At 38.8% G+C, this 21,989-nt stretch carries 18 protein-coding genes; 17 read left to right on the top strand and 1 reads right to left on the bottom strand.

Annotated features, from left to right (window positions below):
• The first annotated feature begins 246 nt into the window (after positions 1 to 246).
• The 10 genes from BK581_RS06390 (at position 247) to BK581_RS06345 (ending at position 12,146) form a co-directional block, all read left to right on the top strand.
• Entirely contained in the window at positions 247 to 1,092 is an 846-nt protein-coding gene (locus tag BK581_RS06390) for an MIP/aquaporin family protein (RefSeq protein WP_078577394.1), read from the top strand.
• Between the two features lie 12 nt (positions 1,093 to 1,104).
• Positions 1,105 to 2,607, top strand: coding sequence for a glycerol kinase GlpK (glpK, locus tag BK581_RS06385; RefSeq protein ID WP_078577393.1), 1,503 nt, complete (start codon positions 1,105 to 1,107; stop codon positions 2,605 to 2,607).
• Between the two features lie 170 nt (positions 2,608 to 2,777).
• Positions 2,778 to 4,445, top strand: a complete 1,668-nt coding sequence (locus tag BK581_RS06380) for a glycerol-3-phosphate dehydrogenase/oxidase (protein WP_078577392.1) — start codon at positions 2,778 to 2,780, stop codon at positions 4,443 to 4,445.
• Positions 4,446 to 4,526: 81 nt separating this feature from the next.
• Positions 4,527 to 6,260 (top strand): phospho-sugar mutase, encoded by a 1,734-nt coding sequence (locus BK581_RS06375; protein WP_078577391.1) that lies wholly within the window; start codon positions 4,527 to 4,529, stop codon positions 6,258 to 6,260.
• A 314-nt stretch (positions 6,261 to 6,574) separates the two neighbouring features.
• On the top strand, positions 6,575 to 6,760 hold the full coding sequence (locus BK581_RS06370) for an aspartyl-phosphate phosphatase Spo0E family protein (RefSeq protein WP_078577390.1): 186 nt from the start codon (positions 6,575 to 6,577) through the stop codon (positions 6,758 to 6,760).
• Between the two features lie 359 nt (positions 6,761 to 7,119).
• Positions 7,120 to 8,034 (top strand): dihydrodipicolinate synthase family protein, encoded by a 915-nt coding sequence (locus tag BK581_RS06365; RefSeq protein WP_078577389.1) that lies wholly within the window; start codon positions 7,120 to 7,122, stop codon positions 8,032 to 8,034.
• A gap of 52 nt (positions 8,035 to 8,086) precedes the next feature.
• Entirely contained in the window at positions 8,087 to 9,106 is a 1,020-nt protein-coding gene (locus BK581_RS06360; RefSeq protein WP_078577388.1) for a LacI family DNA-binding transcriptional regulator, read from the top strand.
• Between the two features lie 7 nt (positions 9,107 to 9,113).
• Positions 9,114 to 10,097 (top strand): tripartite tricarboxylate transporter substrate binding protein, encoded by a 984-nt coding sequence (locus BK581_RS06355; RefSeq protein ID WP_078577387.1) that lies wholly within the window; start codon positions 9,114 to 9,116, stop codon positions 10,095 to 10,097.
• Between the two features lie 112 nt (positions 10,098 to 10,209).
• A complete protein-coding gene (locus BK581_RS06350) occupies positions 10,210 to 10,635 on the top strand; it encodes a tripartite tricarboxylate transporter TctB family protein (RefSeq protein WP_169837584.1) in 426 nt (141 codons plus the stop codon).
• 11 nt (positions 10,636 to 10,646) lie between these two features.
• Positions 10,647 to 12,146, top strand: coding sequence for a tripartite tricarboxylate transporter permease (locus BK581_RS06345; protein ID WP_078577385.1), 1,500 nt, complete (start codon positions 10,647 to 10,649; stop codon positions 12,144 to 12,146).
• 191 nt (positions 12,147 to 12,337) lie between these two features.
• Here the strand turns inward: BK581_RS06345 and BK581_RS06340 are convergent, their stop codons facing one another.
• Positions 12,338 to 13,207, bottom strand: a complete 870-nt coding sequence (locus tag BK581_RS06340; protein WP_078577384.1) for a helix-turn-helix domain-containing protein — start codon at positions 13,205 to 13,207, stop codon at positions 12,338 to 12,340.
• A gap of 97 nt (positions 13,208 to 13,304) precedes the next feature.
• Here BK581_RS06340 and BK581_RS06335 point away from each other — a divergent pair, with 97 nt between their 5' ends.
• From BK581_RS06335 to BK581_RS06305, 7 genes are all read left to right on the top strand, one after another.
• Entirely contained in the window at positions 13,305 to 14,270 is a 966-nt protein-coding gene (locus BK581_RS06335; protein WP_078577383.1) for an ABC transporter substrate-binding protein, read from the top strand.
• Between the two features lie 83 nt (positions 14,271 to 14,353).
• Positions 14,354 to 15,364, top strand: a complete 1,011-nt coding sequence (locus BK581_RS06330; RefSeq protein WP_078577382.1) for a FecCD family ABC transporter permease — start codon at positions 14,354 to 14,356, stop codon at positions 15,362 to 15,364.
• Complete coding sequence (locus BK581_RS06325; protein WP_078577381.1) at positions 15,361 to 16,404, top strand: FecCD family ABC transporter permease; 1,044 nt, start codon at positions 15,361 to 15,363, stop codon at positions 16,402 to 16,404. Before BK581_RS06330 ends, BK581_RS06325 begins: the two co-directional genes overlap by 4 nt.
• 17 nt (positions 16,405 to 16,421) lie before the next feature.
• The gene (locus BK581_RS06320) at positions 16,422 to 17,246 is read left to right on the top strand and encodes an ABC transporter ATP-binding protein (RefSeq protein ID WP_169837583.1); all 825 of its coding nucleotides are present in this window, start codon (positions 16,422 to 16,424) and stop codon (positions 17,244 to 17,246) included.
• Positions 17,247 to 17,828: 582 nt separating this feature from the next.
• Positions 17,829 to 19,775, top strand: a complete 1,947-nt coding sequence (locus BK581_RS06315; RefSeq protein WP_078577380.1) for an AraC family transcriptional regulator — start codon at positions 17,829 to 17,831, stop codon at positions 19,773 to 19,775.
• Between the two features lie 131 nt (positions 19,776 to 19,906).
• The gene (locus BK581_RS06310) at positions 19,907 to 20,959 is read left to right on the top strand and encodes a FecCD family ABC transporter permease (RefSeq protein ID WP_078577379.1); all 1,053 of its coding nucleotides are present in this window, start codon (positions 19,907 to 19,909) and stop codon (positions 20,957 to 20,959) included.
• Positions 20,959 to 21,978 carry a FecCD family ABC transporter permease gene (locus BK581_RS06305; RefSeq protein ID WP_078577378.1) on the top strand — a complete coding sequence of 340 codons (1,020 nt, stop codon included), beginning with the start codon at positions 20,959 to 20,961 and terminating at the stop codon, positions 21,976 to 21,978. The genes BK581_RS06310 and BK581_RS06305 overlap by 1 nt, the downstream gene beginning before the upstream one ends.
• The last annotated feature ends 11 nt before the right edge of the window (positions 21,979 to 21,989 follow it).

Genomic DNA, 21,989 nt, shown 5'->3' with positions numbered 1-21,989 from the left:
ATGTTCGGGATGTTGACAACGCTTTCATAGTTTGATTAAATAGGAAGCAAGTTAATATTCTTTTCGATGGAGACAACGGAGACCAACGGAAATTAGCTTAGCATACTATTATGGCTAAGGATAATTCTGCTGGTCTCTTTTTCGTTGAGAATGGTTAACATATTTTTTCCGCTAGATGGGTAAAGAAAACTATTAGCAAGTCATTGCTTTCTTTACCTCTATTTCAAACTAAGGGGGAATAAAGGCATGTCACCATTTTTAGGAGAAGTATTCGGGACGATGATACTTATCATCTTCGGAGCAGGGGTCGTGGCAGGGGTCGTATTAAAAGGGACGAAAGCGGAAAATGGTGGCTGGATTGTCATAACGATGGCTTGGGGGCTAGGTGTTGCGTTAGGCGTGTACGCCGTGGGAGAAATTAGTGGCGCCCATTTAAATCCAGCAGTAACGATCGGGTTTGCTTTGATTGGAGAATTTCCATGGTCAGATGTACCGGCATATATTACAGCTCAATTGATTGGTGCTTTCATAGGGGCGAGCTTAATATTCTGTCAATATTACGCTCACTTTAAAAAAACAGAAGAAGTGGGTCCGAAATTAGCTGTATTTAGTACAGATCCAGCTATCAAACATACACCATCAAATTATTTTAGTGAAGTGCTTGGCACATTTGTTCTCGTCATTGGTTTACTGTTTATTGGAGCTAATGAATTTACAGAAGGTCTGAATCCTTTAATTGTAGGATTTCTAATCATTGCAATTGGTCTTTCTCTTGGAGGAACCACAGGATATGCAATAAACCCTGCTCGGGATTTAGGGCCGAGAATTGCTCATGCTGTTTTACCTATCCCACGCAAAGGGAGTTCAAATTGGGGTTATGCGTGGATACCTATCGCTGGACCAGTTATAGGAGGTGGATTAGGAGCATTGATGTATGCAGCGTTATTTGAAGGGGTTATCTATAGTGCACTTTGGATATTTATCGGATTATTCTTCGTGGTTTTACTTATCTCTTTCCAGTTGCACAAAAACAATATACGTCTGCACAAAAATAGAAAGGTTTATCATAATCCGAAAGAACAAAAAGCTTAGGGGGAATCTCACATGGAAAAGAAGTATGTACTCGCATTAGATCAAGGAACAACAAGTTCACGAGCTATTTTGTTTGATAAAGAAGGTCAGATTGTCGATATTGCTCAGCGTGAATTTAAACAAATTTTTCCCAAGCCAGGTTGGGTGGAACATAATGCTAATGAAATTTGGTCGTCTATCTTAGGGGTTATGGCTGAAGTGTTAAACAATCGAAATGTTTCACCGAAAGAAATAGCTTCTATCGGGATTACGAATCAAAGAGAAACGACTGTTATATGGGAAAAGGATACCGGGAAACCGATTTATAACGCTCTTGTTTGGCAATCCAGACAAACTGATAGCATTTGTGAGGAATTAAAAACAAACGGCTACAGTGATTTATTTCGTGAAAAAACGGGGCTACTTATAGATGCTTACTTCTCAGGCACGAAAGTAAAGTGGTTACTAGATAATGTTGAAGGGGCGAGGGAAAAAGCTAACGAAGGGAAGCTGTTATTCGGCACGATTGATACGTGGCTCATCTGGAAACTATCTGGAGGGAAAGCTCATGTAACGGATTATACGAATGCTTCAAGAACGCTCATGTATAACATTCATGAATTGAAATGGGATGAAGAGCTGTTGGAAATCCTTGATATTCCGTCATCGATACTTCCAGAAGTGAGACCTTCATCTGAAGTGTATGCAAATACGGTCAGTTATCATTTCTTCGGTGAAGAGGTTCCAATAGCAGGTGCTGCTGGGGACCAACAAGCTGCTTTATTCGGGCAAGCGTGTTTTGAAAAAGGAATGGCTAAAAATACTTATGGTACAGGATGTTTTATGTTAATGACAACCGGAGAAGAGGCAGTTAAATCAAATCATGGCTTACTCACAACGATCGCTTGGGGATTGGATGGTAAGGTTGAATACGCCCTTGAAGGAAGTATCTTCGTAGCCGGCTCAGCTGTCCAGTGGCTCAGAGATGGTTTACGTATGTTAAAATCAGCGGCTGAAACAGAACAATATGCTTCAAAAGTAGCTTCAACAGATGGTGTCTACATGGTACCTGCTTTTGTTGGACTAGGGACACCTTACTGGGATAGTGAAGTGCGCGGTGCTGTGTTTGGTTTAACTCGGGGGACAGAAAAAGAACATTTTATTAGAGCAACATTAGAATCCCTTGCTTATCAAACAAGAGATGTTTTAGAAGCGATGGTCACAGATTCAGGTATTGATGTGAAAACATTAAGAGTGGACGGTGGAGCTGTGGCTAATAACTTTTTAATGCAGTTCCAGAGTGATATTCTCGATGTCCCAGTTGATCGCCCAGAAGTTCAAGAAACGACTGCGTTAGGTGCCGCATATTTAGCTGGTTTGGCAGTGGGCTTTTGGAAGGACAAAGAGGAAATTGCCAAACAGTGGCATATTGATCGAACATTCAATCCCGAGATGTCCCATGAGCAGCGTGATGAGCTTTATACAGGATGGAAAACAGCTATTAATGCTACGATGGCCTTTAAGAAAAAGAGATAATGTGGTCTTGATGAATACAAACAATGATGATATATGTTATAATAGTCGTAAGTTAATCATGAAGGTCCGGAGATAAGGAGAGACCACAGCACTTGAACATGAAAGGCATGTTCAAGTTGTTGTGGTCTTTTTGTATATCTTGGCCTCTGAAGTTGAAAGGATGATGGGTGATGGTGAAACCTTTTTCTGCCGTACAAAGAGAAACTTATTTACAACAAATGAACGGAGATTCTGAATTGGATATTTTAGTTATTGGCGGTGGTATCACGGGTGCTGGTATTGCTCTTGATGCAACGACAAGAGGATTATCAACAGGGTTAGTAGAGATGCAAGATTTCGCAGCTGGTACTTCCAGTCGCTCGACAAAACTCGTTCATGGTGGTTTGAGGTATTTGAAGCAGCTAGAGTTTAAAATTGTGGCAGAGGTTGGTAAAGAACGGGCGATCGTCTATGAGAATGCACCACATGTGACGAATCCTGAATGGATGCTCCTACCAATTATTAAAGGAGGCACCTATGGCAAGTTAGCCTCTTCTGTAGGCTTAAAAGTTTATGACTTCCTAGCGGGAGTAAAACGCAAAGAACGTCGAAACATGCTTAGTAAGCAGGAAACGATTGATAAAGAACCACTATTGAAGAGAGATACCTTAAAAGGCAGCGGTATTTATGTGGAGTATAAAACGGATGATGCCCGTCTTACACTCGAAATATTAAAAGAAGCCGTTCATCGAGGCACGACGGCAGTTAACTATGCAAAGGCTGAGACGCTTATTTACGACAACGGAAAAGTGGCTGGTGCAAGAGTTAAAGATTTAGTGAGTGGCAAAACATATGATATAAGAGCGAAAAAAGTGATTAATGCAGCAGGGCCGTGGGTGGATGACTTACGAGAAAAGGACAATTCTAAAAAAGGAAAATATCTTCATTTAACAAAAGGGGTTCATATTGTAATTGACCAGTCACGTTTTCCTTTAAAGCAAGCTGTTTACTTCGATACGAAAGATGATGGTCGTATGGTATTTGCCATACCGAGAGATGGCAAAACATATGTCGGAACGACTGATACACACTATACGGAAGAAATAGATTCACCACGTATGACAGAAGATGATTTGAACTATTTAATCAACGCGACAAATTATATGTTCCCTACAGTTCAACTTAAGCGAGAAGATGTGGAATCTAGTTGGGCAGGATTGAGGCCACTTATTCATGAAGAAGGTAAAAGTGCTTCGGAAATCTCACGCAAAGATGAAATCTTTGAATCTCAATCAGGTCTCTTGTCGATTGCTGGAGGGAAGCTAACTGGTTATCGAAAAATGGCAGAACGTATCGTTGATATTGCGGCAAATGAATTAGGCATTAAAGAAAAAAGTGCGACTGAAAAAATAACTCTTTCCGGTGGTGACGTCGGTGGAGCAGATAACTTAACTAGCTTCATAGAGACGTGGACAAATAAAGGAAAAGAGGTTGGATTAAGTGAAAAAGAAGCTAAACGATTAACTTCTTTGTATGGATCAAACGTTAAAAGATTACTAGAGATTATTGAAACATCCGGGCGTGAAAGTAAGCATTATCATTTACCTGAAAGTGTATATGCCTCTCTAGTCTATGGAATCGAAGAAGAAATGGTCGTATCTCCAATTGATTTCTTTAATCGGCGGACGAGTGAAGTTATTTTCGATATACACGCTGTGCATCGTCATAAAGAAGGCGTCATGAAATACATGAAGGACCGTTTCCATTGGAGTGATGAAGAGATGGAATGCCATGAGAAGATACTGGATGAAGAATTATACTATGCTGCACACCCTATTGAAACTCGTGAGAAAAACTAATAAAATTCCCTTTACTAAAGGCATGAAAATGCGTATAACTATACGTAGAAGTAGTGCTTTTAGTTAAGAGGAGGAAATGATATGAAGTGGAAAGTACAGTATGAACGCTGGCGAACAAAACAAGATTTGGACGATACACTAAAAAATGATTTGCTGGCACTAACTGATCATGAGAAGGATCTAGAGGAATGTTTCTACAAAAACCTTGAGTTTGGAACAGGTGGTATGCGTGGTGAGATCGGACCTGGAACAAATCGTATGAACATTTATACGATTCGTAAAGGTGCACAAGGACTTGCCCAATATATAAAAGAAGCAGGTGCTGAAGCGGTAAAAAGAGGCGTTATAATTGCTCATGATAATCGTCGCATGTCTAAAGAGTTTGCTCTTGAAGCAGCGTGTACATTAGGAGCTAATGGGGTTAAATCATATATTTTTAAAGAGTTACGACCGACGCCAGAGTTGTCATTTGCTGTACGAGAATTAAATTGCCATTCGGGGATTATGATTACAGCAAGCCATAACCCGCCAGAATATAATGGGTTTAAGGTGTATGGAGAAGATGGTGCTCAGCTTGTACCAGAGGATGCAGATCGTTTAATTGCTATGGTTGATGCTGTTGAAAATGAATTAGAGGTAGTAACCGAAGCTCCTGAGAAGTTAGAGCATGACGGGCTTCTTGAATGGGTGCTCGAAGAGATCGATGAGGCATATCTTAAGCAGATGTCTAATATAGTGATGGACAAGGCGTTAATTGATGAAATGGGTGAGGACTTATCTATCGTATTCACACCACTTCATGGCACGGCTTATATCCCGATGACAGAAGCTTTGAAACGAGCAGGCTTTTCTAATGTCCATGTAGTGGCTGAACAGGCAGAGCCGGACACTGAATTTTCAACGGTGCAATCACCAAACCCAGAAGAGCGGGAAGCGTTTGAGTTAGCTATAAAGCTTGGCAAAGAAAAACATGCTGATGTGCTTATAGCGACAGATCCAGATGCTGATCGTATCGGTCTGGCTGTTAAAAGTCATGATGGTGACTATCACGTCCTATCTGGAAATCAAACCGGTGCTTTATTGTTAGACTATTTGTTAAAAAAGAAACGAGAGATGAAGACGTTACCTGCTAATGGCGTGGTTATTAAAACAATCGTCACATCAGAACTAGGCAGAGCGATTGCAAATAGCTATAATTTGAAAACGCTTGATGTTTTAACAGGTTTTAAATTTATAGGTGAAAAGATTAGGCAGTTTGAACGTTCTGAGAAGGACACCTTTCTTTTTGGTTACGAGGAAAGTTTTGGTTATCTAATTGAACCCTTTGCAAGAGATAAAGATGCCATACAGCCTGGCCTCTTAGCTGCTGAAATGTGTGCTTATTATAAAAAACAAAATAAGACCTTATATGATGGACTCATTCATATTTTTGATCAATATGGTTATTATTTTGAAGACCTAGCTTCATTTGTTTTTAAAGGGAAAGAGGGGGCTGAAAAAATGGCACGTATTATGACCACTTTCCGAAGGGATATAGCAGAGGGAAATTTCTCTGATGATGTACATAGTATTGAAGACTATAAAACAGGCATCAGACATATACCTGCGCAAGGTGAGACAGAAATCATTGATTTACCAGCCTCCAATGTTCTGAAGATTATTTTAAAAGATGGTTCTTGGTATTGTTTAAGGCCTTCTGGTACCGAACCGAAGATCAAATGCTATTTTGGTGTCAAAGGCATCTCTACAGAAGATGCTGAGCAACGGTTAGACGTGATTAAGAATGACGTATTACAAAAAGTTCAATCATTGTAAGTACCATTTTAAAATAAACAGAGGTCAATCCAGACTTCTGTTTATTTTTTGAATAAAAGGAAAAAAACTTAACTTTTTTTAAAAGAATTATAAATAATTAACCTATAAAGTAGGATTATTTAGTGATTATTTTGTATATTTGTCATAAAACTTACGAAATTTGACGCTTTTACATGGAAATCGTGTGGTAGTCTATGGTAAAATGACGATTACAGTCACACTATAAAAATGGGTGTCTAATCACCCATTTGGACATGGTGAATAAAGAAATACGTTCTGTAAATAAATGTAATTAATGTGAGGCGATTAGACAGATGGGATTTGAACATTCATTAAAAGAACAAATGGAAGTCAAGCGAGCATTAATGATCGTATCTGCAAACAAATATGGTTTTACGTCCACAGAGGCGATTCGCTATAGTCAGGAGCTTGACCAATTGATGAATATTTATCGAAAGGTAACAGAAGGTAATCAAAATACCCCTGTCTCATCGAATTAAATGAGAGCAATGAATGATAAATAGCCAATTATTTATCTACTTTAATTGAGACACGTTGGAATTACAATGTGTTTTTTTAGATTTTTAAATAAAATGAAACGTTTCACTAATTAGAGCTTTTATTGACTGGTGAAATCATTTATAAACACACTGTAAAAACGCTGTTTTAGTCGAATTTAATTTCAATCATCAAATAGGCCTTGAAATTTAAGCGCTTACATAATATAATTATGATGAAACGTTTCACTATGAAGTGTTATAAGTTTATTACAGATAACGAACGCTAATATCCTGATTCACTCAACTCCCACTGAATGAAGGTTCGTTTATCTATACTTATTATCTTGAAGGAGGATGTTATGGAAAAACTTTTTGGAGTAACGACAGCAATGGTTACCCCGATGAATGAAAAAGGGGAAGTCAATTATAAGGAGTTGGAACGATTAACAGAATTTCTAATTGATAAAGGCGTTAACTGTTTATACCCATTAGGTACGACAGGTGAAATGTTTAAACTGAACGTTAACGAAAGAAAGAAAGTCGCTGAAACGGTTGTAAACACTGCCCAAAAGCGAGTGAAGGTATTTATTCATATAGGAGCGATGACGTTAGATGATACACTTCTACTAGCCAATCATGCTGTTAGCATTGGAGCAACTGGAATAGGGGCAGTTACACCCGTATTTTTCCCAGCTGATGACGTTCAAATTGAAGCTTATTATCAAGCAATTGCTGAAGAAGTCCCGGACAATTTTCCGATCTATTTATATAGCATTCCACAGTTAGCTAGTAATGCTCTTTCTCTTGAAGTAGTAAAAAGGTTAGCTGCTAATCATCAGAATATTGTAGGGATTAAGTACAGTTATCCTGATTTTTTAACATTAAAAGATTATTTAAGTGTTAGAAATAATAGTTTCTCTGTTTTAACAGGGAGCGATTCTTTATTTTTACCGGCCTTAGCAATGGGGTGTGACGGGGTCGTATCAGGTGTCTCGTGCGTGTTTCCAGAACCCTTCAAAGAGATTTATAAGTTGTATTCGGAAGGTGAGTTAACGCAAGCTCGCAATGTCCAACAGCACGCAGACAACATCATTCAAATTTTGAAAGGAGGAAGCAATCTCTCTTACTTTAAAAAAGGCTTAGAACTTCGAGGTATACAAGGAGGATCAGTAAAACGTCCTCAGTTAGATCTAACTATCGAGGAAGAAAAAGCATTAATAGAAAATATTAATTCATGGAAAAGGAAATTATCACTTGTGGAGCTCTTAGAATGAAGACATAGCTTATTAACTCATAAACAATTATTTATCCTGTCCGGAGGTAATAATGAAGAAGGTAACGATTAAAGATGTGGCGAAAGATGCTGGCGTATCAGTAGGAACAGTTTCTAAGGTTATAAATAATAAAGGCTATGTTGGGAAAGAAACATTAGTTAAAGTAATGGCATCCATCGATCGTTTAGGGTATAGCGTTAATGCAAATGCGAGAAGTTTAAAGTCTTCTAAGTCAAATAAAGTAGCCGTTTTAATATCTGATATTTCAAATTTTTATTTAATGTCTATTGCAAAAGAAATGGAGAAAACGATACGTGCTTTAGGTTATCATATGATCCTTCTTAGCCATAACGATGATGAACAGTTAGAGCTAGCCTCTTTACAAATCATTTTGGAGCAGCAAGTCGATGCGCTTGTCATCATCCCTACAGGAGGGAATGGAGAGATGATTGGTTCAATTAAAAGGAAAGGTATTCCAGTTATCTCGATTGATAGAAAAGTTGACGACGTCGTGACAGATCTTATAATGGACGATCACTATTATGGGTCCTTTGAAACTATTGAATATTTACATTCTCTAGGACACGAACGAGTTGGTGTTATTTATGGGCACACAAAAAACTCAATTGGTAGGGAAAGGTATCAGGGTGCTATCGATGCCATTAGACAACTTAACATGGATGAAGACAGTACATTAATTAAGGAAGCAAATTTTAAAGAAGAACAGGCATACCGATCAACAATGGAACTGCTACTGTCACCTAAACCACCTACAGCCATATACTCCTGCAATAATACAATGACTAAAGGGGTTTTGAAAGCAGTAAGAGAACAAGGACTCAGGGTGGCTGAAGATGTTTCGATTATCGCATTTGGGGACAAGGCACAGTGGGAATTAATTACTCCTGCTCTGTCATTAATGGCCCAGCCAGTAAAGAGAATTGGCATAGAGGCCTCAATATTATTAAAAAATCGACTGGAAGCACATGAGGAATTTGCTGAAAAGCAAATAATCATCAAGCCTGAATTAGTACCAGGTAATTCGTGTAAAACTATAAAAATTAGGAGTTGATTTAACAATGACTAATAAATTAGTAAGCGCATTCATGATGACTTTTCTGATCTTTCTTGTCGCATGTGGAAACGAGAGTGGCGAGGAGAATACGGCAGATTATCCAGAAAAACAAATTGAAGTGGTAGTGCCATTTGCTGCTGGAGGGGCTTCTGATCTTGTCTCTCGAACAATTGCAAGTGAAATGGAAGAGGAACTCGATGTACCAGTTGTTATTACGAATAGAACAGGTGGTTCAGGGGCAAATGGTATGTATTCTGTAAGGGATGCGCAGGCAGATGGTTATACGATTGGCTATGTTCCAGTAGAACTTGCTATGTTAGAAAGTCTTGACTTGGCAGATATCTCACCAAATGATTTTGAAGGAATAGGTCAATTAATGACCATACCAGCCGCTATCACTGTGCCAGCGGATGCCCCATACGATACAATTGAAGAATTTATTCAGTTTGCACAAGAGAACCCTGGAAATGTTACAATAGGTAATTCTGGTACGGGGTCAATTTGGCATATAGCAGCGGCTGCATTTGCAGATGAAGTGGAAATTGACGTTCAATATGTCCCTTATGAAGGTGCTGCACCAGCCGTTACAGCACTTATGGGAGGGCACATTGATGCGGTCTCAGTGAGTCCTTCAGAGGTTATTTCAGGATTGAATAGTGATGATTTGAAAGTGTTGGCTGTCATGAGTGAAGAGCCAGATGCTAATGTCCCAGATGTTCCGACTTTACAGGAGCTAGGGTATGATATCAACCTTTCTGGCTGGGGTGGATTTGTAGCACCTAAAGATACACCGGAAGAAGTTCTAGACACTTTGAGAGAAGCGTTTGAAGCAGCTGCAACGAGTGACACATTTATACAACTACTTGATGAAAGAGGAATGAATGCAGATTATAAACCAGGAGATGAATTTATGGAATTTAGCATGGAACAGTATGATTTCTTTACTGATTTAATTCCTCAAGTAGAGGTTGAAGACGAAGAATCTTAATTAGTTAACCACACCTTCACCAAGTAGCTGTTTTGCTACATCCTTCTATTTGGTGAAGGAAATCCATATCATTCGCTAAATGAAAATGTGTTTGAAAAGAGGTGAACAGAGAGTGAAAACTGCAAATATAGTGATGTGCAGTGCTGTGTTGATAATGTGCAGCTGGCTATTTTTGCAAACATTTGAATTTGCAAAAGGTGCATCAGGTGCAATGAGTCCCGCTTATTTCCCTAGAATTATCCTTTTGGTAATATTAGTAACGGCTGTTCTGGAACTAATAATAAGCGTCAGACTCCGTGTAGTTGATTCATTTTTATTTGATTGGAAAAAAGGTGTAAAGCTCATTTTGTTTATAGCAGTTATGACACTTTTTATTAGTTTGTTAGGCGTTGTTCCTTTTATGATAAATGCTAGTCTAGCACTTTTTTCACTCGGTCTTGTTTTAAGACTTCCTTTGGTTCCCTCGTTAGTAACAGCTATAAGCTTGAGTGTAACGACCTATTATATATTTACAGCAGGATTTAATATTATTTTGTAGGGGGGAGTTATATGGATATTATCACACAGTTGCTGTTGCCTGGGACTCTCCTTTTTTTGGTAATTGGAAGTGTGTTAGGTCTTTTTATAGGCGCGCTCCCAGGACTTAGCGCTACTATGGGAGTGGCCATATTAACCCCGATGACTTTCTGGTTGCCTCCTGAACAAGGGTTAGCTATGCTTATTTCAATATATTGTACAGCTATTTTTGCGGGAGGAATTCCAGCTATTCTCGTTAACACGCCAGGAACACCTGCATCAATGGTTACAGCTTTCGATGGCTATCCCCTCACATTAAAAGGGAAAGGCGGTTTAGCTTTAGGAATAAATGCTATATATTCTGGTTTAGGTGGCGTTATAAGCGTAATATTTCTTATTTTAGCCGCTCAGCCGATTGCTGCTTTTGCTTTACATTTTGGAGCGGCAGAATATTTTGCTCTTGCTGTATTTGGTCTATCGATGATGATAAGTATATCGGGGAAATCAATTAGAAAGGGAATTATTTGCGGCTTTCTAGGCTTATTCATTGCTACAGTTGGCCTTGATCCTATAACTAGTACGCCGAGATTTACATTTGATCAAACATACCTTTATGACGGTGTTTCGTTTATTCCTATTATGATAGGTTTATTCGGCATAGGAGAAGTATTTTATCAAATTTCAAGCAGTGGTGCTGATTTTAGTAGAAAAAATGTGAAGAGGAAAATAGGTAGAATTTTACCATTGAAAAAAGAGCGCAAAGAGATGCGAAAGCCCTTTTGGTTCTCAGCTCTTATATCTCCTATCATTGGGGCGATTCCAGGAGCAGGTGGAGATATTGCTTCTATTGTTACATGGGAACAGAGCAAACGATTTTCAAAGGGAAAGAAGAAAGAGGAATATGGGAAAGGCTCATTAGGTGGTCTGGCAGCGACGACAACAGCGAATAATGGCGTTATTGGGGGAGCGTTCACTACCATGTTAACGCTGGGGCTGCCTGGTGATGCAGTCACCGCTATCCTTATCGGTTCTCTCATGATGTACGGTATGCAACCAGGGCCTAATTTATTTTTGGAAAACCCTGATATTGTCCATACGATTATGGGATTGCTCCTCATGGCTAACATTTTAGTTATTGTCATTGGTTTAATAGGGGCTAACTTATTTTCAAGAATCATGCTAATTAGAAAAGAATACATTTGGTTATCTGTCATTCTTTTTTGTGTCATTGGTGCTTATGCCCTTAACAATTCTTATTTTGATGTTTGGATCGTGCTAGTTTGCGGTATTATTGGATTTCTTTTTCGAAGGCTTGACTACCCTCTTGGCCCATTAATATTAGGCCTTATTTTAGGGCCAATGGCAGAAGCAAATTTTAGACGAGCACTCGTTATGTCACCTGATCAACCGTACGCTATTTTCTTTACACGTCCCATTGCACTTATTTTGTTAACGATAGCGGTCCTGTCCTTATGTTGGCCATTGTTTAAAAAAATAATGGTACTGTTTAGAAGCAATAAGCAAAGATCTTGAATGGTCATTGGACTAAAATAGGTGATGTTTATTCAGAATAGCCGCTCATAACCCCCGTATGTGATCACACATACGGGGGTTATTATAGCGTATTAAGATAATAAAAAGTGTGGTGTGGGGTATCTATGTGAAAATTCGGTATATATTTATCCCACACTTAGGGCAGTACCCCCACTGATTGAAGGTTCGTGTTATTTGAATGAAGTAAAAGGGATATGATTTAAAGCATGAAAGTGACCGTTAAAAGCAGATACAAGGTTTACAATACGAGGTCGTTTTGTTTGACTGTAGACAGTCGGAGGTATGCCAGAGACTTTTTTGAAAATACGACTAAAATAAAATTCGTCTTGATAGCCGACGCTTTTAGCAATTCCTTTTAAGCGGTCATTTGTTGTTGTAAGAAGTTCTTTTGCTTTTTCAATACGGATATGAGTTAAGTAATCCATAGGGGATCGTCCTGTTTCCTTTTTAAATCTTACAGAAAAATGACTAGGGCTAAGGCCGGTCATAGAAGCTAGCATATCTCTATTAATGTCCTCTTGATAATGTGTTTGAATAAACTCTTCTGCAATTTTAATGTTACTTTGAGAAGTGGTGTGTTGGTCTGTATGCAAAAAATAAATTAATTCATATGTAAGCATTTGAAGACGCAGTTTTTTGAGCTGTTGATTGCCTTCCATTTTTGGTTTGTGGACAAGATTTTCTGTATGGTGAGCAAGAGCTGACGGGTGTGCTGCATATATAGGTCCTTGCAAATGATTAAAAGTGCTGTCGTGAACATGTATCTTACGAAACTCAATGTGGTAATAATGGATAAGGTTTTCTCCTTTATTAGCGATACGCATAGTCATACCTGGATGTAGAAGAAAAAAACGATTCATTTTAATGAAATGTCTTTTTTCATTAATGTAAAGGTCACCATCTCCTTTTTTGAAAAATAAAAAAGTATAGTTGACAAGTTTATAAGACTTCATATCTTGAGATAGAAGGTGATGGGATGCATGAATACATTCAATTAAACCTAATTCCTTAGGGTTTAATACAGTAGGTTGGTTTGTCATAAGATAAACTCCTCCATGAAAAAGCGGTTGACGTACAATTAAAGTATATTATAATTGATACTGAAAATCATTATCAATAAAAAAAGGAGGAATTATCGTGTATAAAATAATTAACGTTAAAAGACTTTTACCAAGTCTATTTTTATTTTTCTTGCTTGCTGCATGCGGCGATTCAGAAGAGAGTGTGAGTAGTGAAGAAGTAGAGGGAGACACCGAAGGAACTCGCGTTATCCAACACGCTTTAGGGGAAACAGAAATTACAGGCGAGGTTGAAAAAATCGTGACATTGTATCAAGGAGCAAATGATGTGGCAGTAGCACTTGATGTGAAACCGATAGGGATCGTTGAGTCGTGGGTAGAAAAACCTGTGTATACATATTTAAGAGATGAACTGGATGGTGTTGAGCTTGTAGGAGAAGAAACACAGCCAAATTTAGAAGCAATAGCAGAGCTTGAACCGGATTTAATCATTGCCTCAAGAACACGTCATGAAGAAGTTTATGATCATCTTAATGATATTGCACCGACTGTGGTTGGCGATGAGGTTTACGATTGGAAAGGGACTCTCGATTTAATGGGAAAGGCTTTAAATAAGGAAGCTGAAGCCAATCAACTTCTAGAGGATTACAATGCAAGAATCGATCATTTTAAAGGACAGTTAGGTGATGAATTACCTATAGAAGTTGCCATAACAAACTTTAGAGCGGACCATGCACGTATTTTTTATATGGGCTTTGCAGGAGGTATTTTAGAGGATGCTGGGTTTACGAGACCAGAAGGGCATGACGACCCAGAGTTATGGGGAATTAAATTAGCGTCTAAAGAAAGCATTCCAGAAGCAGATGCTGAGGTCATATTTAATTTTAATTCAGGAGCTGAAACAGATCAAATTCAACAAACATATGAAGAATGGACGGGCCATCCTTTATGGAAGGAACTAGAAGCTGTCAAAAATGATCAAGTCATTATGGTCGATGAGGTTACTTGGAATAGTGCAGGAGGATATTTATCGGCTCATATGGTGATAGATGATCTGTACGACATATTCAATGTAGAAGAATAAGAAATTGAAAAATGATAAAAAGATTAGGAAGAAGGTGGCACACTGATTCTTAATCTTTTATTTTTCGGGAGAAGTGGGAGACTATGAGTGGCTTTAAATCACATCACTGTAAACTTATTTTTTTGTTATCAATGTTGGTATTGCTTTTGTTTACTTTTTTCTTAACGATTGTTGTTGGCCCAACCACTGTGACGTTTGAGCAAGTGATTGCCTCATTTTATTATTACGATGATACGGTGACAGAACATATTATTATAAGACATGATCGTCTTCCAAGAGCGATAATTGCTATTGTGATCGGTGCAGCTTTAGCGATAGCAGGTAGTCTAATGCAAGCATTAACACGAAATCCATTGGCTTCCCCTAGTATATTCGGAATTAATACAGGGGCTGTTTTTTTTGTTGTGATAGCGATTGTTTTTTTCTCCGTTCATTCACTCGTTCAATTAATGTGGTTTGCATTTATTGGTGCAGCCATATCAGCTTCGCTTGTGTATTTTTTAGGATCGTTAGGACGAGATGGCCTAACACCTGTAAAAATTGTCCTTGCAGGTGCAGCTATAAGTGCTTTGTTTCATTCGTACACACAAGCAGTTCTTGTTATGAATGAGGCTGGACTTCAAGATGTGTTATTTTGGTTAGCTGGCTCTGTCAGTGGTAGAACGCTTGATATGCTTTTGCCAGTACTACCATTTATGTTTTTAGCAGCTCTGATCGCGTTATTTATGGGACGTGCAATAAATTTATTAATAACAGGAGATGAAGTAGCTAAAGGCATGGGCCAAAATGTCGGTGCTGTAAAACTCATCATGGGTGTCATAGTTGTGGTATTAGCTGGAAGTTCAGTAGCGGTTGCTGGCTCGATTGGATTTGTTGGCCTAGTGGTCCCACATCTCACAAGAGCTGTAACAGGAAATGATTATAGATGGCAGATCCCTATGGCAGCTTTAATTGGGGCTATCTTACTTTTAACCGCAGATGTAGTAGCTCGAATTGTTATTATGCCTCAAGAAATTCCTATTGGGGTTGTGACAGCCGTAATAGGTGCACCTTTTTTTATTTATATTTCCCGACGGGGGTTGACTAAGCTGTGAGAAAAGATATAACTGTGCGAGCTTATAATGACAAGTTATCCTTTCAAATAAATAATAAAACGATCATTATCCTTTTCTGTCTCTCGTTGATTTTTATAGGAGCCCTCATTATCGGGCCTTCACTAGGTCATAAACTTCTTAGTCCAATAGAAGTGCTGAAAGTAGTCGTTTCGGGTGGAAGCGGAGGAAGTGAATTCATTGTTATGAATTCAAGATTGCCTCGTACATTAGTGTCACTTCTTACAGGAGGCGCTTTAGGTCTTTCGGGATTAATTTTACAGGGAATTATTCGCAACCCGCTGGCTGCCCCTGACGTCATCGGTGTGACGAGTGGTGCATCTGTCGGCGCTGTCATATTTATTACATTTTTATCAGGAAGTATCAGTATCTCATTCTTGCCAGTAGCAGCTGTTGTAGGTGGACTAATTGCATCATTTGCAGTTTATCTTTTAGCGTGGAAAAAAGGTGTTTCGCCATTTAGGCTTATATTAGTAGGAATTGGCATATCTGCTATCATGAGTGCAGGAACAACATTTATGCTTGTGTTTAGTTCAGCAGTTTCAGCTAGTCAAGCCTATTTGTGGCTGACTGGAAGTGTGTATGGGGCTTCTTGGCATGATGTCACAATGCTTTTAATTGTTTTAGCGGTATTGCTCCCTTGTATTGTCTACTTCTCTAGAAGTTTGAATGCCCAGCAACTTGGGGATGATGTTGCTGCTTCTCTAGGAATTACTATTGAAAGGCATCGGTTTTTTCTTTTACTCTTCAGTGTTATTTTAGCTGGTGTTTCCGTAGCTGCAGCAGGTGCCATAGGATTTGTAGGTCTTATTGCACCTCACATAGCTAGGTCACTATTAGGACGGGAATTTACTAGTTTAGTTGTAGGGTCTCTTTTTATTGGAGGACTGATCATGTTTTTAGCAGATTTAGCAGCGCGAACACTGTTTTACCCCTTAGATATTCCAGCAGGTATTTTTACAGCAGGGGTAGGGGCACCTTTTTTTATTTATCTTTTATTTAGAAATCGTCATCAATTTTAAAAAAGGAGTGTGTTCAAGTGACAAGACTACAGGCGTCAAATGTAACGTTTGCTTATAATAAAGAACCTATTATTGAAAACTTAAATATGACGATCCCTGAAGGTGAGATTACTGTACTTATTGGAAGTAATGGTTGTGGTAAATCGACATTGTTAAAAATGCTGGCGCGGCTACTTTTTCCTAGTAAGGGAGGGGTTTATTTAAATGATAATGAGATGCTTTCGTTACCAGCAAAAGCAGTGGCTAAAGAATTGGCTGTGTTACCCCAAAGTGCTGTTTCACCAGAGGGATTAACTGTCAGACAGTTAGTAAAACAAGGAAGGTATCCGTATCAAAGTTGGCTGAAGCAATGGTCTAAAGAGGATGAAGAAATGGTTGAGTATGCCCTTGCTGCAACCGGCTTAACGGATTTAAGAGATCGACCGTTAAATGCTTTATCAGGGGGACAGCGGCAGCGTACTTGGATTGCTATGACATTGACTCAAGGTACAAAGACATTATTGTTAGACGAACCGACGACATATTTAGATTTGACCCATCAAGTTGACGTATTAGATCTTTTATTCGAATTAAATGAAAAAGAGCAGAGGACGATTGTCATGGTGTTACACGATATTAATCTAGCCTGTCGTTATGCTCATAACATTGTGGCAGTCAAGGACAAGAGAATCTATGCACAAGGTCGACCAGAAGAGATCATAACAGTTAATACTTTAAAAGAGGTGTTTCAAATGGATTGTGAAATTATTTATGATCCTATTTTTGGGTCGCCCCTTTGTGTGCCCCATGGGAGAGGGAGAGCAGTTAGCAATCATATGTCTCCTAAAACGCCCCACATATAACTGGCATGACAAATGAGTAAATTTGAACATCATGTAGTGAGGAGCACTGTCGTATGGCAAATCTTAATGCCTATTTAAACAATTATGCATTCTTCTATCAGTAAAGTTTTTATCACAGATAACTGTTCGTACAACGTCCGGCTCAAAATACAGTGTAGAGGTAAATCTATTTAGGCGGAAGATAGCGGGTGCTAATGTTCTGATTCACTCAACTACCAATTAGCGGGAGAAGAACGAAAGTTCACATTGATTGAAGGGTCGTTTTATATAAAGGATAGCTTGTGATGTCTAAAACTCTTTGTCAGTAAGTTTCATAGATACATTGTGAAAAACTGTTGAGTGTCTTGGTGTGGTAAGATACAATAATAATTGATAATGATTCTCATTTATCGTAGGTAACCGTCCGTAAAACGCCTGCCTCAAAATAGAGAGTGAAGGTAAATCTATTTAGGTAGGAGATATGGGATGCTCAAGTTCTGATATTCACCTAACTACCAAATTAGTGGAAGAAGAACGAAAGCGTCCAATGATTGAATATTCGCTTTATGGTCGTTTGTTACTCAATTATTGGAGGTTTAGAGAATGGTGAAAGGGGATATCAAGGCATTTATACACTTTTGGAAGGAAGCAAATTGTCGTGTTATAGACGTAAAAAGGCAAGTTGTGGCGTCAAATAACACTTGCAATGTTTATCCGTTACCTGAGAATTGTTTTATGTTTTTGCCAAAAGATAAAGCGAAGGTGAAAATAAATGGTGAAGAATACTATACATTGGGCAAACAGCTAATTCATGCCGTTAAAGGCGATAGTCTATCGATACAAGCATTAGATTTTGTAGAAGTCATGATGGTTTATTACGACATGATATTGCCTGAATTTAAAAATTATAAGAGCCTAAGTCGCTTACATCATTTTCGATCTGTATTAACTGTAGAGGGTTCTCTTCATATTTATAAAGTCTCAAAAGAATTATATAAGATATGGCAGTCGAAAACAGATTTGACTCAAATACGAGCGAAAGCACTATTTTATACCATTGTCCATTCGTTTTTACTTGAATTGAAAAATCAACATGAAAAGAGAGAAGAGAAAGATCCTGTATATCGCTCAATTTGTTACATAAAAGCCCATTATAAGGAGACAATTTCGTTAGAATCGCTAGCTGATAAATTAAATTATAGTCCCTCACATTTATCGTTGCTATTTAAAGATAAAACGGGTCTAAGCCCTATTGCTTACGTCACTAAAATTCGTATTGATAAAGCTGCTGAGTTACTTAAGGAAACAGACGCTTTAATTTACACTATTTCATCAGAGGTGGGGTATCAAGACCCTCATTACTTTTCTAGAATATTCAAAAAAGTGAAAGGCTTTACCCCTGGAGCGTATCGGGATAAATATAAAAAATCAGAATATAATCCTGTTGGCGTCATAAGAAAGTCCATTGAACATCGAACAGGCCTCCTATATAGTGGTAGTGATTATCATTCTCATTTATTTATAGGAGGAACGTGGCTTATGACAGATTTAAAACATTCTTTAGCTTTAAAAATGATGCTTTCGAGCACATTCTTTCTTGCAGCATGCACTGGAGGAGAGGATGACAGCCATAATGTAAATGAAAACACGGCTGATAATGAACCTCTCGTACAGCAACATCAGTTCGGGGAAACAGTGATTCCTGATAATATTGAACGTGTTGTTTCAATTGGCCTAGAAGACATGGTTTATAAACTAGATCTTCCACTTGCTCACGCTACTTTGCATGGAGAAGATCATTACTTAGAAGAGCAATTATTTGCTGATCAGATTGATACGAGTATAGGAAGAGGGGCCGATTTTGATTATGAAGTGGTGCTTGATGCACAACCTGATCTTATTATTATGAGTGAAATCCCAGCTTATGATGAAGCTGTTTATGAAGACATGACGAAAATCGCTCCAACAATTTTCTTTAGTCGTGAAAATTGGCGAGAAGATATTGTGAAGTTAGGTGAACTGACAGACCGTCGGGCAGAAGCAGAACTCATTGTAGATGATTTTGAGGCCTATTTAAGTGACGCTGAAGACACGATAACGGAAGCTGTAGGGGATGACGCTACAGTGGCATTTATTCGCTTGCAAGAAAAAACGGCATACGTTTGGTTCCCTTTTCCTGAAGAAGAAACAGACAAAGGTTATGTAGGGTTAATTTATGATAGCTTAGGTTTGCAACCTGACCCTTATATTTTAGAGTTAATGGAACAGCACCCAGAAGAACAGTGGGGAATACAGTTATCTCTCGAAAAGTTACTTGAATTAACTGCTGATTATATTTTTGTCACTGCCGGTGCTTCTGGTGGTACGCAAGATGAATATAGTGAAAGTTGGCAACAGTTGTCTGAAATAGAAGAATTGCAAGTCTGGCAGTCGATTCCTGCTGTACAAAATGACCATGTCTATCAAGTATCAGCGAAACATTGGATGTTGGCAGGACCTTATGCGGACAAAATGAAAGTTAATGATGTTATTAACGCATTAGTAGATTAATAGATTAATTATCCATGACATGTCTCACACCTCTCTATGGCAGTGATAAGACAGTCAATTTATAATACTAAGAGTGATTATCATTCTTAAGAAAGATTAGTATATTGATTGTGGGAAAAGGATGGAGAATAATGTCCACGAAAAATAACAAATCTGAACAGGATACTGAAAATAATACACCTTATCGCTCAAAGCCTTTCACCGCAATAACTGTTTTATTAGGAGGAACAATTGTATTAGTACTGGGATTAATATTATCTATTACATTCGGTGCCGCTAATATTAACATGAAGACGGTTTGGACAGGTGTTTTTCAGTTTGACCCTGAGCTTACCTCTCATCAAATAATACAAGAGTTAAGATTGCCAAGGGCGTTAGCCGCAGCTTTGGTGGGGGCTTTTTTAGCTGTTTCAGGAGCTATTATGCAAGGGATGACACGAAATCCCTTAGCTTCTCCATCCATTATGGGTGTGACGGCAGGATCAGCCTTTATGATTGCTATCGCCTTTGCCTTTTTCCCAGGAACGTCTTATGTTGGTTTAATGATGTGGTCGTTTGTAGGGGCGGGTTTAGGCGCGGGACTTGTTTTTATGATAGGAAGTTTATCGAAAAGTGGTTTGACACCTGTTAAGCTTGCACTTGCTGGGGCAGCGGTAACAGCATTGCTTCAGTCTATTTCATCAGCTATTGCTATCCATTTTCATGTTGCTCAGGATATCACTTTTTGGTACGCAGGAGGTGTTGCTGGCGCTAGATGGTTCAGTGTTCAATTAATGATTCCTGTTGCAATAGTAGGGATAACACTTGCTATTATCATATCTCGGTCTATTACGGTACTCAGTCTTGGTGAAGACGTAGCAAAAGGGCTAGGGCAGCGAACCCGTTATGTAAAAATAATAGGAACAGTGGTCGTTTTATTGTTAACTGGCGCAGCCGTTTCTGTGGCTGGCACAGTAGGTTTTATCGGTCTTGTTATACCACATATTACAAGATTTTTAGTCGGGGTAGATTATAGATGGATTATTCCTTGTGCTGCGGTTTTAGGGGCGGTTTTACTCGTGCTGGCAGATTTAGGTGCTAGAATGGTTAATCCCCCTTATGAAACGCCAGTTGGTGCTATAACTGCTTTAATTGGTGTCCCTTTCTTCCTCTATCTTGCTAGACGAGAAGGGAGGGGATTATAATGCAAAGACGAATGACATCGAAGAATAAGCCTTTTATCATCATGATGATACTATTTTTGCTGATTTTGGTAACGTTTTTTACGAGTTTGAATTTAGGACACATCCGTATAGGGCCTTTGGATGTGTTAAAAACATTTCTTGGAGCTGGAACTGCACAAGATCAGTTAGTACTCTTTGACTTTCGCTTACCAAGAATGACAATTGCTCTTCTTATCGGGGCTGGTTTAGCAGTGTCAGGAGCTATTTTGCAAGGCGTGTCACAAAATGGTTTAGCTGATCCAGGTATTTTAGGAATAAATGCAGGGGCAGGGTTAGCTGTGGTTATGTTTATTTTTTTCTTTCAAGGAACGATGACAGCAGTTGGCACATTTTCTATTTTTATCATGCCTTTGTTTGCCTTGATTGGAGGAATAGGAGCAGCTTTTCTCATTTATACACTGGCGTGGAAGCAGGGCGTAACCCCTGTTCGATTAATCCTTGTGGGAATTGGCGTAAATGCCGCGTTTGGTGCCGGCCTTATTATTTTTCAATTAAGAATGAACCCTACTGATTTTATGCAAGCAACCATTTGGTTATCAGGGAGTATTTGGGGGACGAATTGGAAGTTTGTTTTAAGTGTATTGCCTTGGATTATATTCCTCATTCCCTTGGCTATTTATAAAGCAAGGTATTTAAACATATTGAATCTTGGTGACCATGTAGCTACTGGATTAGGCGCTGCTGTAGAAAAAGAGAGACGAACTCTCCTTTTTATCGCAGTAGCTTTAGCTGGCTCATGTGTGGCTGTAGGAGGAGGGATTTCGTTTCTCGGACTCGTATCTCCTCATTTAGCCCGTCGGCTTGTCGGGGCTAAACACCAACTTTTATTACCAGCCTCTGCTTTAATGGGGGCGCTCCTTTTATCGATTGCAGATATGATTGGTCGGAATTTACTCGCACCGTCAGAGATCCCTGTTGGGCTCGTTGTGTCTGCTCTTGGCGCTCCATACTTTATTTACCTGCTTATTAAAGTGGACTAATAACAAGGTGC

This window comes from Salipaludibacillus agaradhaerens (genome assembly GCF_002019735.1).
GTDB classification, from domain to species: Bacteria; Bacillota; Bacilli; order Bacillales; family Salisediminibacteriaceae; genus Salipaludibacillus; species Salipaludibacillus agaradhaerens.
The sequence above is the reverse complement of the archived record's forward strand: the minus strand, read 5'-3'. Positions and strand labels throughout refer to the sequence as shown.

Bases quoted from the DNA above. Each gene is read 5' to 3' on its own strand.
- BK581_RS06315 (WP_078577380.1), top strand. From the start codon at position 17,829: ATGGTGAAAGGGGATATCAAGGCATTTATACACTTTTGGAAGGAAGCA.
- BK581_RS06370 (WP_078577390.1), top strand. From the start codon at position 6,575: ATGGGATTTGAACATTCATTAAAAGAACAAATGGAAGTCAAGCGAGCA.
- BK581_RS06375 (WP_078577391.1), top strand. From the start codon at position 4,527: ATGAAGTGGAAAGTACAGTATGAACGCTGGCGAACAAAACAAGATTTG.
- BK581_RS06390 (WP_078577394.1), top strand. From the start codon at position 247: ATGTCACCATTTTTAGGAGAAGTATTCGGGACGATGATACTTATCATC.
- BK581_RS06340 (WP_078577384.1), bottom strand. From the start codon at position 13,207: ATGACAAACCAACCTACTGTATTAAACCCTAAGGAATTAGGTTTAATT.
- BK581_RS06355 (WP_078577387.1), top strand. From the start codon at position 9,114: ATGACTAATAAATTAGTAAGCGCATTCATGATGACTTTTCTGATCTTT.
- BK581_RS06310 (WP_078577379.1), top strand. From the start codon at position 19,907: ATGTCCACGAAAAATAACAAATCTGAACAGGATACTGAAAATAATACA.
- BK581_RS06330 (WP_078577382.1), top strand. From the start codon at position 14,354: ATGAGTGGCTTTAAATCACATCACTGTAAACTTATTTTTTTGTTATCA.
- BK581_RS06365 (WP_078577389.1), top strand. From the start codon at position 7,120: ATGGAAAAACTTTTTGGAGTAACGACAGCAATGGTTACCCCGATGAAT.
- BK581_RS06345 (WP_078577385.1), top strand. From the start codon at position 10,647: ATGGATATTATCACACAGTTGCTGTTGCCTGGGACTCTCCTTTTTTTG.
- glpK (WP_078577393.1), top strand. From the start codon at position 1,105: ATGGAAAAGAAGTATGTACTCGCATTAGATCAAGGAACAACAAGTTCA.
- BK581_RS06380 (WP_078577392.1), top strand. From the start codon at position 2,778: ATGGTGAAACCTTTTTCTGCCGTACAAAGAGAAACTTATTTACAACAA.
- BK581_RS06305 (WP_078577378.1), top strand. From the start codon at position 20,959: ATGCAAAGACGAATGACATCGAAGAATAAGCCTTTTATCATCATGATG.
- BK581_RS06360 (WP_078577388.1), top strand. From the start codon at position 8,087: ATGAAGAAGGTAACGATTAAAGATGTGGCGAAAGATGCTGGCGTATCA.